Annotated in this window: 1 protein-coding gene; it reads right to left on the bottom strand. The window is 39.4% G+C overall.

The annotated features are described in order from the left end of the window. Positions 1-13 precede the first annotated feature (13 nt). Positions 14-592: a D-sedoheptulose 7-phosphate isomerase gene (gene lpcA / locus ABN217_RS18980; RefSeq protein WP_070926540.1), complete on the bottom strand. Its 579-nt coding sequence runs from the start codon at positions 590-592 to the stop codon at positions 14-16. Between the last annotated feature and the right edge of the window lie 416 nt (positions 593-1,008).

Raw genomic sequence — 1,008 nt, 5'->3', positions numbered from 1 at the left:
ATCATTCAGAGAATTACTTAACCATCTCTTTTTCAATTAGCTGGATCAGGATATGGATCACTTTAATGTGAATTTCCTGAATACGATCAGCGTAACCAAAATGTGGCACACGAATTTCAATATCTGCCGTGCCCGCCATTTTACCGCCATCTTTGCCGGTCAATGTGATCACTTTCATGCCTTTTTCACGAGCAGCGCTGATAGCTTTAATAATATTACCTGAATTACCTGAAGTCGAAATGCCAAGCAATACATCGCCTTCTTTCCCAACAGCTTCAATAAAACGAGAGAAGACAAATTCATAACCAAAATCGTTGCTCACACAAGAAAGGTGGCTGACATCTGAAATCGCGATAGCAGGGTAACCTGGACGGTTTTCACGGTAACGCCCTGTGAGTTCTTCAGCAAAGTGCATAGCATCACAATGGGAACCACCATTACCACATGACAGTACTTTTCCTCCAGCCTTAAAAGAGTCAGCCAGTAACACTGCCGCTTGCTCAATTGCCTTAATATTTGCTTCGTCGTTTAGGAATTGCGCCAACGTATCGGCTGCTTCTGAAAGTTCACCACGGATCAGGTCTTGATACATGAGATAACCCCTTAGATTGAATAATTTAGAGTAATAACCATTACCCTTTAACTATTCAGATTGTTACACAGGGTTAATTTTCTTTCTACACCTGATTCAGTGCAAATTTAGGCATTTAAGGCTAATCAGTGCTTTTTCGATACTTAAGTTATTACAGATCCCCCATAAATCCATTTTTGAAATTATCACAAGGAGGTATTTGACGATTTTGTGAGCCAAGTTGTAATTAAGATGTAAATTTGTTGCTAATTGTTTATTAATGGATATAGATTAAAGGAAACAACAGGTCAGACCTCTTACAAGTAGACAGGAGTTTCCCTATGACCCTACTCAGCGTTATTCTCTTTCTCGCATTAATCGGTGTTCTTTGTTATCACAAAACATCATTGGTTCTAAGTACCGTTCTGTTACTTGCC

Source organism: Proteus sp. fly-1067, from assembly GCF_040139345.1.
GTDB lineage: Bacteria > Pseudomonadota > Gammaproteobacteria > Enterobacterales > Enterobacteriaceae > Proteus > Proteus vulgaris_B.
Note: the sequence above shows the minus strand (reverse complement) of the source record. Positions and strands in the feature narration are given on the sequence as shown.